The organism is Pseudomonas sp. G3-39 (assembly GCF_054790485.1).
The window spans coordinates 2,390,581-2,403,727 of the sequence record NZ_CP186497.1; the positions used below are offsets into that span (position 1 = coordinate 2,390,581).

The 13,147-nt window shown below is 62.2% G+C and carries 11 protein-coding genes; 2 read left to right on the forward strand and 9 right to left on the reverse strand.

Going from position 1 to position 13,147, the window contains the following annotated elements:
* Positions 1-241 precede the first annotated feature (241 nt).
* Positions 242-1,726 (forward strand): NCS1 family nucleobase:cation symporter-1, encoded by a 1,485-nt coding sequence (locus tag ACOYXG_RS10655; protein WP_460357556.1) that lies wholly within the window; start codon positions 242-244, stop codon positions 1,724-1,726.
* Positions 1,727-1,870: 144 nt separating this feature from the next.
* Positions 1,871-3,154 carry an allantoate amidohydrolase gene (locus ACOYXG_RS10660; protein WP_460357558.1) on the forward strand — a complete coding sequence of 428 codons (1,284 nt, stop codon included), beginning with the start codon at positions 1,871-1,873 and terminating at the stop codon, positions 3,152-3,154.
* A 49-nt stretch (positions 3,155-3,203) separates the two neighbouring features.
* On the opposite strand, the gene ACOYXG_RS10665 is transcribed toward ACOYXG_RS10660, so the two are convergent.
* The 9 genes from ACOYXG_RS10665 to ACOYXG_RS10705 all read right to left on the reverse strand — a co-directional run bounded on the left by ACOYXG_RS10665 (position 3,204) and on the right by ACOYXG_RS10705 (position 13,078).
* Positions 3,204-3,413 (reverse strand): hypothetical protein, encoded by a 210-nt coding sequence (locus tag ACOYXG_RS10665; RefSeq protein WP_460357561.1) that lies wholly within the window; start codon positions 3,411-3,413, stop codon positions 3,204-3,206.
* Positions 3,414-3,629: 216 nt separating this feature from the next.
* On the reverse strand, positions 3,630-5,018 hold the full coding sequence (locus ACOYXG_RS10670; protein WP_460357563.1) for an amidohydrolase family protein: 1,389 nt from the start codon (positions 5,016-5,018) through the stop codon (positions 3,630-3,632).
* Positions 5,019-5,031: 13 nt separating this feature from the next.
* The gene (locus ACOYXG_RS10675; RefSeq protein WP_460357565.1) at positions 5,032-6,387 is read right to left on the reverse strand and encodes a nucleobase:cation symporter-2 family protein; all 1,356 of its coding nucleotides are present in this window, start codon (positions 6,385-6,387) and stop codon (positions 5,032-5,034) included.
* 246 nt (positions 6,388-6,633) lie between these two features.
* On the reverse strand, positions 6,634-7,674 hold the full coding sequence (locus ACOYXG_RS10680) for a CobW family GTP-binding protein (protein WP_097087982.1): 1,041 nt from the start codon (positions 7,672-7,674) through the stop codon (positions 6,634-6,636).
* Positions 7,675-7,772: 98 nt separating this feature from the next.
* The gene (locus ACOYXG_RS10685) at positions 7,773-8,375 is read right to left on the reverse strand and encodes a UbiX family flavin prenyltransferase (protein ID WP_460358422.1); all 603 of its coding nucleotides are present in this window, start codon (positions 8,373-8,375) and stop codon (positions 7,773-7,775) included.
* Between the two features lie 11 nt (positions 8,376-8,386).
* Positions 8,387-9,772 carry a UbiD family decarboxylase gene (locus tag ACOYXG_RS10690; RefSeq protein WP_460357567.1) on the reverse strand — a complete coding sequence of 462 codons (1,386 nt, stop codon included), beginning with the start codon at positions 9,770-9,772 and terminating at the stop codon, positions 8,387-8,389.
* Between the two features lie 242 nt (positions 9,773-10,014).
* Complete coding sequence (locus tag ACOYXG_RS10695; RefSeq protein ID WP_003224037.1) at positions 10,015-10,920, reverse strand: amidohydrolase family protein; 906 nt, start codon at positions 10,918-10,920, stop codon at positions 10,015-10,017.
* Positions 10,921-10,924: 4 nt separating this feature from the next.
* Entirely contained in the window at positions 10,925-11,854 is a 930-nt protein-coding gene (locus tag ACOYXG_RS10700; RefSeq protein WP_007965237.1) for an amidohydrolase family protein, read from the reverse strand.
* Between the two features lie 333 nt (positions 11,855-12,187).
* On the reverse strand, positions 12,188-13,078 hold the full coding sequence (locus ACOYXG_RS10705) for a LysR substrate-binding domain-containing protein (protein ID WP_460357570.1): 891 nt from the start codon (positions 13,076-13,078) through the stop codon (positions 12,188-12,190).
* Between the last annotated feature and the right edge of the window lie 69 nt (positions 13,079-13,147).

Sequence of the window (13,147 nt, forward strand, 5' to 3'; positions counted from 1 at the left end):
CAGACAAGTTTTCGCGGACTCTTTCGGTGAATAATTAAAACCGAGCAATATCAGAAAGTTGCAATGTGTTTGAACCACGGCCCTACCGTTAAGCGGGGCACCCGGCACGTTTATTGATGCCGCCGCTGACACCATGGCCGGTACACGAAAGTTGTCAGTTCCTCCGGCCATCGTCCGGCTCGCACCCCGTGTGCAGCCGCCTGATGAGCAAAAAAATAATCAGAAGAACAGTGGAGCGGCCATGCAACAGAACAGATCGCAAGTGACCGAGCGCGACGGCTTGTTCGAACTCGAAGCCGGCAGCGACGTCCTCGACAGTCCCCGTTACAACCACGACATGGCACCGACCAAGGTGCGCGAACGAACCTGGAACAAATGGCACATCACCGCGCTGTGGGTCGGCATGTCGGTGTGCGTGCCGACTTACACCCTCGGCGGCGTACTTACCGCGTATTTCGGCCTGACCGTCGGCGAAGCGCTGATGGCGATTCTGCTGGCCAACGTCATCGTGCTGATCCCGTTGACCCTCAATGCTTTCCCCGGCACCAAGTACGGCATTCCATTCCCGGTGCTGCTGCGTTCGTCGTTCGGCGTGCTCGGTTCCAACGTGCCGTGCCTTATTCGTGCGCTGGTGGCGTGCGGCTGGTTCGGGATTCAAACGATGTTTGGCGGATTGGCGATTCACCTGTTTCTCGGCTCGGTATTCGAGGGCTGGAAATCCCTCGGCGGCACGGGCGAGGTGATCGGCTTCATGATCTTCTGGTCGCTGAATCTGTGGGTGGTGATCCGCGGCGCCGAGTCGATCAAGTGGCTGGAAACCCTGTCCGCGCCGTTGCTGGTGGCGGTCGGCATCGGCCTGCTGATGTGGGCGATGCCCAATGTGTCGATGACCGAGCTGCTGGCGATTCCACCCAAGCGTCCTGAGGGCGCCAGTGTGGTCAGTTACTTCGCCGCCGGGCTGACGGCGATGGTCGGCTTCTGGGCCACGCTGTCGCTGAACATTCCTGACTTCAGCCGTTACGCCAAGAGCCAGAAGGACCAGATCCTCGGGCAGATTTTCGGTCTGCCGCTGACCATGTTCCTGTTCGCTTCGCTGGGTGTGGTGATGACTGCCGCGTCGGTGAAACTGGTCGGTGTCACCGTGTCGGATCCGGTCAGTCTGATCGGCCATATCCAGAGCCCGCTGTGGGTGGCGGTGGCCATGGCGCTGATCATCATTGCCACGCTGTCGACCAACACCGCAGCGAATATTGTCTCGCCGACCAACGACTTCCAGAACATCGCGCCCAAGGTGATCAACCGCACCAAAGCGGTGTTGCTCACTGGTTTCGTCGGGCTCGCGCTGATGGCCCACGAGCTGCTGAAAAAGCTCGGGCTGATCGTTTCCGATGTCAGCCTGGAAACCGTGTATTCCAACTGGCTGCTGGGCTATTCGAGCCTGCTCGGGCCGATCGCCGGGATCATGGTGGTGGACTATTTCCTGATCAAGAAACAGCAGCTGGACCTGGCCGGGTTGTACCGCGACGACGTGTATCCGGCGTGGAACTGGGCCGGGTTTACCGCGTTTGGCGTGCCGGTGGTGCTGACCTTGCTGTCGCTGGGCAGCGATGCGTTCAGCTGGTTTTACAGCTATGGCTGGTTTACCGGTTCGGCGCTGGGCGGGGTGATTTATTACGGGTTGTGTTCGATGCGAAGCAGCCCCTCTGTTGTGAAATCTTCGGTGTGAGGAATGGCCCCTTCGCGAGCAAGCCCGCTCCCACAGGGTGAACGCATTCCAAATGTGGGAGCGGGCTTGCTCGCGAAGACGGCCTCAAATACACACAAGAACTGCCTGAAGAAACTCATAAAAAAACTGCCTGAGGAGATCAACATGAACGCAGCCGTAGACGTTCTGCAATCCACCCATCAGCACATCAACCGCGACCGCCTCTGGGCCTCGCTCATGGAACTGGCCAAGCTCGGCGCGACGGTCAAGGGCGGGGTCTGTCGTCTGGCCCTGACCGACCTCGACCGTCAGGCCCGCGACCTGTTCGTGCACTGGTGCAAGGGCGCCGGATGCAGCGTCACGGTGGATGAAGTCGGCAACATCTTCGCCCGCCGTCCCGGGCGCAATATGAACCTGCCGCCGGTGATGACCGGCAGCCACATCGACACTCAGCCCACCGGCGGCAAGTTCGACGGCTGTTTCGGCGTGCTCGCCGGCGTCGAAGTGCTGCGTACCCTCAATGACCTCGGTGTGGAAACCGAAGCGCCGCTGGAAGTGGTGGTCTGGACCAACGAAGAAGGCTCGCGCTTCGCCCCGTGCATGATGGGCTCCGGGGTGTTTGCCGAGAAATTCACCCTCGAAGAAACCCTAGCCAAGGTCGATGCCGACGGCGTCACCGTCGGCGAAGCCCTGAATGCCATTGGTTACGCCGGGTCACGCAAGGTCAGCGGACATAAGGTCGGTGCCTATTTCGAGGCACATATCGAGCAAGGCCCGATCCTCGAAGACGAACAGAAAACCATCGGCGTGGTGCTCGGCGCCCTCGGGCAGAAGTGGTTCGACCTGAAACTGCGCGGCGTCGAAGCCCACGCCGGGCCAACCCCGATGCACCTGCGCAAGGACGCGCTGGTCGGCGCCTCGGTCATCGTTGGTGCGGTCAACCGCGCCGCCCTCGGCCATCAACCCCACGCCTGCGGCACCGTCGGTTGCCTGCAAGCCTACCCCGGCTCGCGCAACGTCATTCCCGGCGAAGTGCGCATGACCCTTGACTTCCGCCATCTGCAACCGGAGCGACTGGATTCGATGATCAGCGAGGTGAAACAAGTCATCGAGGCGACCTGCGAGGAACACGGCCTGACCTATGAGCTGACCCCGACTGCAGACTTTCCGCCGCTGTACTTCGAAAAGGGCTGCGTCGAGGCGGTTCGCGGCGCGGCAAAAGGCCTTGGCCTGTCGCACATGGACATCGTCAGCGGCGCCGGCCACGACGCGATCTTCCTCGCCGAACTCGGTCCTGCGGGGATGATCTTCGTACCGTGCGAAGGCGGGATCAGCCACAACGAAATCGAGAATGCCGCGCCGGATGATCTGGCGGCCGGGTGTGCGGTGTTGTTGCGGGCGATGCTGGCGGCTTCGGCGATGGTGGCAGCGGGGCAGCGCGCGGCCTGAAAACGCGGCATGACCTGTGGGAGCAGTTCCCACAGGTTTTTTTAAGTGATCAGCCGGGATGCTCGTTTTTGTTCGCGCCCCCTTGGCGGCGATCACTTCCATTTGGATTGCCGATATCCAGCAACCGTCGTTCTACCAGCACATTCTCCAGCGCCTGACGCTCGACCGGCGCCATTTGGTGTTCGCGCTTTTTCAGCTCCAGCAGAATCGGGCTGGACCAGGTGCGATAAGTCTGTTCGATGTTGCGACGCGACGTCATCAGTCTCTCCTTGATCAAGAGCCCGGTGGATCTGGCAGGGGCTCAATCCGATGAGGGGGTAACCTTAGTCGACAAACCCCGAATCCGCGAATGCGCCGTTGTTCCCTGTAGGAGTGAGCCTGCTCGCGATAGCGGTGCGTCAGTAGCGCAAATGTCAGCTGACACATCGCTTTCGCGAGCAGGCTCGCTCCCACAGGTTTTCGTATCGCCTGCAAGTCAATCGTCGATATTCATCATCGCCTGCACACCTTCCCACGCTTCGGCGCGCATCCGTTCGATATCCAGCCCCGGAATCACGCCGTTATCGACCACGATCCGGCCGCCCACCAGGCTGTACTTCACCGTGATCGGTTCTCCCGCGACCACCGGTGCAACCGCACTGTCGTGGAAACCGAAGAAGCGTGGGTGATCAAGGCTGTAGATCACCAGATCCGCCGCTTGTCCGATTTCCAGCGTACCGACCGCGCCCAGTCCCAATACCTGCGCGCCGCCCGCCGTGCCCCAGTGGATCACGTCCTCGGCAGTGGTCGCCGAGGCGCCCTGTTCGGCGCGGTGGATCAGCCACGCGGTGTTGGCTTCGCCGACCATGCTTCCGGATTCGTTGGACGCCACGCCGTCGACGCCGAGGGAAATCGGCACGCCGGCCTCGTACATTTGCGGAATCGGTGCGACGCCGCTGCCCAAACGGGCGTTGCTTACCGGGCAATGGGAAACGCCGGTGCCGGTCTGGGCGAGCATGCGGATTTCGCCGGGTTGCAGGTGCACGGCGTGGGCGAACCAGACGTCGGGGCCGAGCCATTCGTGTTCGGCGACGAATTCCACCGGCAGGCAGTTGTATTTCTCGCGGCAGAAATTCACGTAGTTCTGTGTTTCCGACAGGTGCGTGTGCAGACGCAAACCGAGGCCGCGCGCGGTGTGCGCCAGTTCGCGCAGCAGGGTCGGCGGCAGCGAAAAGGTCGGTGTGGTTGGCGCGACGACCACCCGGCGCAGGGCATCCGGGGTGTCCTGGTGATACAGCGATTTCAGTCGCTCGATATCGCCGACCATTTGTTCGAGGCTTTCCGGTTGCAGCGCGGTTTTCGAGAAACCCGGGTGCGCGCTGGCGGATTCCAGCGCGCCACCGCGACACAGCACGAAGCGCAGGCCGAACTCATCGGCCAGATCGAACAGCAGGTCCCCGGTCTCGGTGGTGCCGTGGGCGTGGTAGAGATAATGATGATCGGCGCAGGTCGTCACCCCGGACAACAGCAACTCGACCATGCCAAGACGGGCGGCAATCCGCGCCAGTTGCGGGGTGAAGCGGTTCAACCTTGGGTAGGGCACGCTCGCCAGCCAGCCTTGCAGATCCTGATTCAAACCTTCGGGCACGGCTTTGAGCAGGTTCTGGAACAGGTGATGGTGGGTGTTGATCCAGCCCGGATAGACCACGCAGTTGCGTGCATCGATCACGCGCTCGCCGGGTTGCGCTTGAAGGTCGGCGGCCATTTCGGCGATGCGGCCGTTGACCACGCGAATGTCCACCGCACCGGCCCGGGCACGCGGGCCGCGCAGGCCGGTCATCACCGCCAGCGGGTTTTTGATCAGGATGTTTTGAAGTCGAGTCATGGGCAGGCTCCAGTCAGAGAATGTGCGAGGCGGATTTGCCGGGTGTGGTTTCTGGCACGCTGACGCCGTTGAGCGCCGCGTTGAGCAGCACCGACACCAGGCAGGCGATGACCACGCTGCTGTGCAGGAACGGCTGTGACCACTCGGGCATTTGTTTGAACAGGGTGGGGGCGAGCACCGGTACCAGCGCGGCGGCGATGGTGAAACCGACGATCAATACGTTGTAGCGATTGCGCTCGTAATCGACCTTGGCCAGGGTCTGGATGCCCGCCGCCGCGACCACGCCGAACATCGCAATACCGGCGCCGCCCAGCGCCGCGGTCGGCATCGACGCGATAATCGCCCCAGCCTTGGGCACCAGCGCAATCGAGCACATCAGCAGGCCGCTGACGGCGACCACCCAACGGCTGCGCACGCCGGTCAGGATCACCAGACCGACGTTTTCCATGAAGGCAATGAACGGGAAAGCAGCGAACATCCCGGCGATGGTGCTGGCCAGGCCATTGGCGCGCAGGCCATTGACCACTTGCTGGTCTTCCACCGGTTTGTCGACGATGTCGCCGATGGCCACGAACAGCCCCATCGACTCGACCATCTGCACGATCATCACCACCACCATGGTCGCGATGGGAATCAGGCTGAACGTCGGCAGGCCGAAGTAGAACGGGTAGGGCACGGTCAGCCACGGCGCCTCTTCGACGCTGTGGAAATTGCCCATGCCCAGACCGTAGGCCAGACCGGCGCCGATCAGCATCCCCACCAGCACCGCCATGTTGCGCAGCAGCGGACTGCCATAGCGATTGACCAGCAGAATGGTCAGCAGCACCACCACCGCCACCGCGAGAAATGCCGGGGCGCCGAAGTTGCTCGCGTTGCGTCCGCCACCGACCCATTCATAGGCGATCGGGAACAGCTGCAAACCGATCACTGTGACGATGCAACCGGTGACTACCGGCGGGAAAAACCGCCGTAATCGGCCCACGAACGGCGCCATCAGCAGGGTGAAAATCCCGGCGCCGATCACCGCGCCGCAGACTCCCGCAAACCCCACGTCGGGGTTGCTGCCGATGGCGATCACCGGGCCGACGCTGCTGAACGCCACGCCTTGCAGAATCGGCAGACGCACGCCGAATTTCCAGAAACCGACGGTTTGCAAAAGGGTGGCGATGCCGGAGCAGAACAGCGTGGTGCTGATCAGCACCACGGTATCGGCGTGGGACATCTTCAGGGCACTGGCGACGATCAACGGCACGGCGATGGCGCCGATGTACGAGACGGCCATGTGTTGCAGGCCGAGGGTGAGCATCTGTCGCACCGGCAGGACGCGGTCGACGGGGTGCACGGTGGAGGAAGGAGTGGCTGACGACATGGAATCACCTCTGGCTGTTTTTATGCGGTAGAGAGGGGTATTCGTCTGATGCCTCAGGTTTCAGGAACACTGAAAATCCCTTGTGGGAGCGAGCCTGCTCGCGAAAGCGTTGTGTCAGCCGACATCACTGTTCAATGGCCCACCGCCTTCGCGAGCAGGCTCGCTCCCACAGGTTTTGCAGCGTTTCGCTGATCAACATCAGTCATTCGTGCCCGGAACCGCCATCCACCGGCTCCGATGCCTTGTTCAGCCTGCCAGGCAGGCGGCAAAGCCCTGGTTCAGCGCCGCGCGGTCCAGGTCGCGGCCGATGAACACGATCTTGCTCGAACGAGGCTCCGTGCCCCATGCGGTCGAGGCGCGAAACTCCACCAGGCTGTGCACGCCTTGCAGCACATAGCGCTGGTCTTCGTTGGCCACGGCGAGCACGCCTTTCATGCGATAGAGGTTGTCGGCCTGGGACGAGCGCAGTTCGCTGATCCAGCGGTGGAACGCCATCAGATTGACCGCGCCGTCGACGGCGATGCCCACCGATGACACGCTCGGATCGTGTTCGTGGTCTTCCGATTCATGCTGGTGGTCATGGTCGTGATGCTCAGGTTCCGCGCCGATTTCCATAAGCTTCTGCGTGCACTCGAACGCACCGATGCCGAGAATTTTCGTCAGGTCGATCTGCGCGTGGGTGGAGGTCACCAGATCTGCGGTGGCGTTCAAACCCCGGATCTTGCCGCGCAGAATGTCCACCTCTTCAGGGCTGACCAGATCGACCTTGTTGATGACGATGCGGTCGGCGCAGACGATCTGATCCACCGCTTGATTGTCGACGCCATCCAGTTGCAGATCTTCCAGGTGCTGGGCGATGTGCTTGGCGTCGACCATGGTCACGATCGCGTCGAGTTCGACTTCTTCGGCAATCGGGTCATTGATGAAAAAGCTCTGCGCCACCGGGTACGGATCGGCGAGGCCGCTGGTCTCGATCAGGATGTGATCGAGGCGCGCCGGGCGCGCCACCAGCTCGCGGACGATGCGCACCAGGTCCTCACGAACCTCGGCGGTGCAGCACACGCAGCCGTTGACCATTTCGTAGATTTCTTCGGTCTCCGAGCTGAGCACCAGATCGCCATCGATGCCGACCTCGCCGAACTCGTTTTCGATCACGGCAATCTTGCGCCCGTGGTTTTCCTTGAGGATGTAGTTGAGCAGGGTGGTTTTGCCGGCGCCGAGGAAGCCGGTGAGGATGGTCACGGGGATTTTGGTGTTGGGGGTTGGGGCGTTGAAGGGGGTGTTCATATGCAGCTCCTTTGATTGACCGGTGCACACTGAATTCGGGTGATGCTGCTTTTTTGTAGGAGTGAGCCTGCTCGCGATGGCGGTATGTCAGCTGAGAATTACTTCACAGACATTCCGCCATCGCGAGCAGGCTCACTCCTACAGGGGGATTTGTGTTCTTTCCAGCGGGTGGCAACGCCGGCATCGAGGCCGAACAGGTCGAGCACTCTGCCGAGGCTGTGATCGACCATCTGCGCCAGGCTTTCGGGCCGGGCGTAGAACGCCGGCACCGGCGGGGCGATGATTCCGCCCATCTCGGTCACGGCAGTCATGTTGCGCAGGTGGGCGAGGGTCAGCGGGGTTTCGCGGGCCATCAGCACCAGCGTGCGGCGTTCTTTGAGGGTGACGTCGGCGGCGCGGCCGATCAGCCCGGAGGAGGTGCCGGTGGCGATCTCCGCCAGGGTGCGCATCGAACACGGCGCGACCACCATGCCCAGGCAGCGAAACGAACCGCTGGCGATCCCGGCCGCGACGTCATCGGCGCGGTGGTAGTGGCTGGCGAGTGCGGTGACCTCGGCCAGTTTGTAGTCGGTTTCATGGGCCATGGTCAGCAGCGCGGCGCGGCTGATGATCAGGTGGCTTTCGATGTCCAGTTCGGCGAGCAATTGCAGCAGGCGCACGCCGTAGATGAAGCCGGACGCGCCACTGATGCCCACCACCATCCGCTGGCGGTTCACGATGCCAGCCCTTTGAGCAGTTGCCGGGCACGTTCGAGCACGTCCTGATCGAGCTGCGCCTTGATCCCGTCGAAGCCCGAGCCACGGGTGGCGTCCAGGCCCATGCGCGAAGTGGTGCCGTTGACCGAGGACGACGGATCCAGCGGGCTGCCGGGCAAGCCGTCGATCATGAACAGATCCAGATGCGGCTGGAAATGCGTGGCCAGCGCCCACAACACTTGGCTGTCGTCAGTAATGTCGATATCGCTGTCCACCGCGATCACGCTTTTCAGATAAGGATCCCAGCCGAGCAGGGCCAGCATGATTTGCCGCGCCTCACCGTCGCGGCTCTGATCCAGTGCCACGTAGCAATGAAAATGCGTGCCGGAGTTCGGGTAATGCACGGCGGTGACGGCGGGGAAACGCGCCTTTAGCTTCTCGCTCATTTCCGCTTCGCGCGGCAGCCGGGCGAGGGTCAGATGCTCGGCGTAGCGGCCGCCCATCACGTCCACCAGCCAGGCGTCCTTGCGCCGCAACAGGGTGTCGACGCGCAGCACGTTGTTGGTCGAACGATCCGAGGAGTAACCGCTGAACTCGCCGAACGGGCCTTCCTCGGCGTAGGCCGTCGGGTAGATGGCGCCTTCGAGGACGAACTCGGCGTATGCCGGGACGCCAATGCCGTAGCGCGGGGTCTTGACCAGTTCCAACGGCGCGCCGAACAAGCCGCCGGCGACGGCACGTTCATCGCTGCCGTAGGGCAAACGCGCTGCCGCCGCGAGCATGAACAGCGGATGCGCGCCGACCACCATCGCCACGCGCAATTCTTCGCCGCGCTCACGGGCGGTCTGCAGCATCCGCCAAAGGTGTCCGCGCGAGTGCAGGCTGGTCGCCAGGGACTGGCGAGCGTGGCGCATCGAGCGGTGGTAGCTCATGTTGGCGATGCCGGTCAGCGGGTCCTCGGCGATGATGATCGCGTTGGTGATGTACGGCCCGCGATCGCTGTCGAAGTGCTTGAGCATCGGCAGCAGCGCCAGATCCACGGCTTCGCCTTCGAACACTTCATCGAGCACCGGGCCGCTTTCCACGTAGCGCGGGGCGATGGGCTGGTTGGCGCGGCGCTGGAAGGTTTCGTGCAGTTGTGCCGGGGTGACACCGAACAACCGGGCAATGCGGGTGCGGGAGGCGAACAGATTGGTCGCCACCGGTACCTTGAGGCCGCCGACGTTTTCGCAGATCAGCAACGGATCGCGACCCTGTGCGGCGAGGGCATCGACCAGGGCGGTGATATCCTGATCGGCAGAAACGGGTTGGCTGATGGTCAGCACATCGTCCGGGTACTCACGGCGATAGGCGTCGATGAACACGTGAAAATCCTGAGAATCGCCGAGCGTCGAACGGGTCATGGTTTCACCTCGTAAAAAGCAGGCACGCAGGGGTGAGAGGGCGTTCGATCGAGCAGCCGTTGGCCTGCCGGTCGAGGGAACGCCGGGTCATCTTCGTGCCTGTAAAGTCGCTGTGTAACTGTCGTAACACGGCCCCAATGTGGGAGCGGGCTTGCTCGCGAATGCGGTGGATCAGCCACCTTCATTGTTGAATGACGCACCGCTTTCGCGAGCAAGCCCGCTCCCACATGGATTGTGTGTGGCTACAAGTACGTGGTGGTCAGGCGAATATCCGCCTCAACCAGATCCTTCGGCGGTGGCGTCGGCTCGATCCCGCACAACCGGGCGATGTTGTTGCCCAGGTAGTCTTCGAGATGATCCTCATCGATGCCCAAGCCCTGCGGTGCCGGCGAGCACAACACCTCCAGCTCGCGCAGCCACATGCCCGGTTCGTTCGGCGGCGAGTCGGTGCCGAACACAATCTTGTTGCGCGGCAGTTCCTTGGCGAACTCGACGATCCGCGACTGGAAGCACCAACCCGATTCGCAGTACACGTTCGGCGTGTCCATCGCCATCCAGAACGCCTCGAACGAGTAGTTGCCGCCGGTCTGGATGCCGAAGTGGCCGATGATGAAATTGACCATCGGGAACTCACGGATGATCGGGTAGAACATCGTCGGAATGGTGTACGGGCCGTCGCCGGTATGGATCAGCACCACGATGTTGTACTTGGCGCAGACTTTCATTGCCGGGCGCAACCAGTCGAGTGCCCGGTCCGGGCGATAGCCGTGCATGTTGGCGTGCAGCTTGAGCATCTTGAAGCCGTATTCCTTGATGTGGAATTCCAGCTCCGCCGCACCGTTTTCCGGTCCCCAGCGCGGGTTGAAGTTGAAGTTGCCGATGAAGCGATCCGGGTACTTCACACAGAGTTCGGCGACGTACGACATGTAGTCACGCACGCCCTCGCGGCCACGGCGGTTACCGTCGCGATAACCGGTGTTGCCCGGTGGCGGCTGGATGAAACCCATGTCGATGCGGCGCGGTTTGCCGTTGATCATGTACGGGCCGTCCATCAGTTTGAGCATGCGCTCGCCGGTGAACGGTTCGCCGGTGTGGCGCCAGGCTTCGTCGACCAGATTGGTGGGGTGCAGATGGGTGTCGATGATCATCGGTTCAGCTCCTGGCCAGTTGCGTGGTGACGGGACGCTTGAGTTGCGCCTCTGCTTCGGAAACGGAACGCGGCGGCGGGGTCGGTTCGAGGCCGATCATCCGCGCGGTGTTGTTGCCCAGATATTCTTCGAGGGTGTCTTCGTCGAGGTTCAGGCCTTGCGGCGGCTCGTGGCACAACACTTCGAGCAGGCGCAGCCACATGCCCGGTTCGTTCGGCGGGGTGTCGGTGCCGAACAGGATCTTGTGCGTCGGCAAGACCTTGGCGAACTCGACGATCCGCGATTGCAGGCACCAGCCGGATTCGCAATAGACGTTGGGCAGTTCCATCGCCCATTGCATCGGTTCGAATACGTAGACCCCGCCGGTCTGCACGCCGAAGTGGGCCATGATGAAATTCACGTTGGGGAATTCCTTGATCATCGGCACCCATTCCGACGGGATGCTGTACGGCCCGTCACCGGTGTGCAGCTTGACCGGAATACCCAGCTCGGCGCACTTCTCGAAGCACGGGCGCACCCAGTCCAATGCACGATCAGGCCGGTAGGCGTGCATGTTGGCCTGCATCTGCACCATCTTGAAACCGTGCTCCTTGACGTAGCGCTCGATCGCCTCGACGCCGTTTTCCACGCCGCAGCGCGGGTTGTAGACGAAGCAGCCGATGAAACGATCGGGGTAGGTCTGCACCATTTTCAGGGTGTAGGCCATGTAGGCGTCGATGGATTCACGGCCCGAGAGTTCGCCGTCGGTCCAGGTATAAATGGTGTTGCCCTGCGGCGGCTGGATGAAGGCTTTGTCGATCCGGCGAGGTTTGCCGTTGACCATGTACGGGCCATCCATCATCTCCAGCAAACGCTCGCCGGTGAACGGGTCACCGTCATGCCTCCAGGCGAGGTCCACGAGATCCGTGGGATAGCAGCTGATATCGATGATCATTGAAGTCGATCTCCTGATAGCGGGGAAGGGAGCCTTGCGGCTCTCGGCATCCACGCCCCGGGCTATCGGCCATTTCTATGCGCAGCACTCGCGCATTCCCTCGCCTGTTCGCATCCGGCCCGGGTGGGTGGTTGCTGAGGGCGAGTATTGGAAAGGGCGGAGGGGTTCGTACAATATTAATTGGGCGCGGTGGTGATACTTGGGCGATATGGTTTTGGTTTTTGTGGTGGTTGTGCCGACCCCTTCGCGAGCAGGCTCGCTCCCACAGGGGGGAATGCATTCCAGCTGGAGAAATGCGGTCAAACTGTGGGAGCGAGCCTGCTCGCGAAGGCGTCAGTGTTGCGTACGCAAAGCCAACTGCCGGATCACCTCAACCACCGGCGCCACCCGCTCGGCCTGCCCATGCGGCCAAACCGCATACAGGTTGTAATGCGCAGCAATCTGCGCCTCGTTCAACGCCACCAGCCGCCCATTGCGCAACGCATCGGCGGCGAGTAAGCCGCGTACCAGCCCGGCACCAACCCCGGCTTCAGCCGCCGCAATCAGGTTCGCTGCATTATCGAAAATCACCCGCGCCGCTGGCTCTACCGGGGGCATTCCGGCCGCATCCAGCCACGGTATCCACGAGCGCCGCGTATAGCCCAACAGCGGCAATTCAAGAATCTGCGCCGGGCTCAGCGGCAACTGCAAACCATAGCGCTCAAGCAGCGCCGGTGAAGCCACCGCCAGCACCCGGTCGCCGCAGATCTGCGTCATCTCGCAGTCATCCCAATCGCCATAGCCGTAACGCAACGCCAGATCGACCCGCTCAAACGTGCTGCGATCACTGCGCGGCATCGACAGCAGCGTCACCTCGTAATCCGGCAGTCCGTCGAGCAAATCCGGCAGGCGTGGATTGAGCCAGCTCTGCGCCAGTTCACTGTCGACGTCCAGGGTCAGGCGCTGCGCCACGCTGCGGTTTTTCACCGAGGACAGGGCCCGGTCGATCTGCGCCAGTCCGTCCGCCAGCACGCTGGCAAACAACTGCCCGGCATCGGTGAGGTTGCTGCCGCCGCCCTCACGTACGAACAACGGCTGACCGATGAAATCTTCCAGTGCGCGAATCTGCTGGCTGATCGCACTGTGGGTCAGGTCGAGCTTGCGCGCCGCGCTGGAAAAACTGCCGCTGCGCGCCGCTTGGATGAACGCGCTCATGGACTGCACCGACGGGTATCGCTTGTACATGTTGTTAGTCCTGCTTACACCGGTTGGCAGAAATCGTCGCTGGCCGCGTGTTGCGTGGGCTTCCAATAA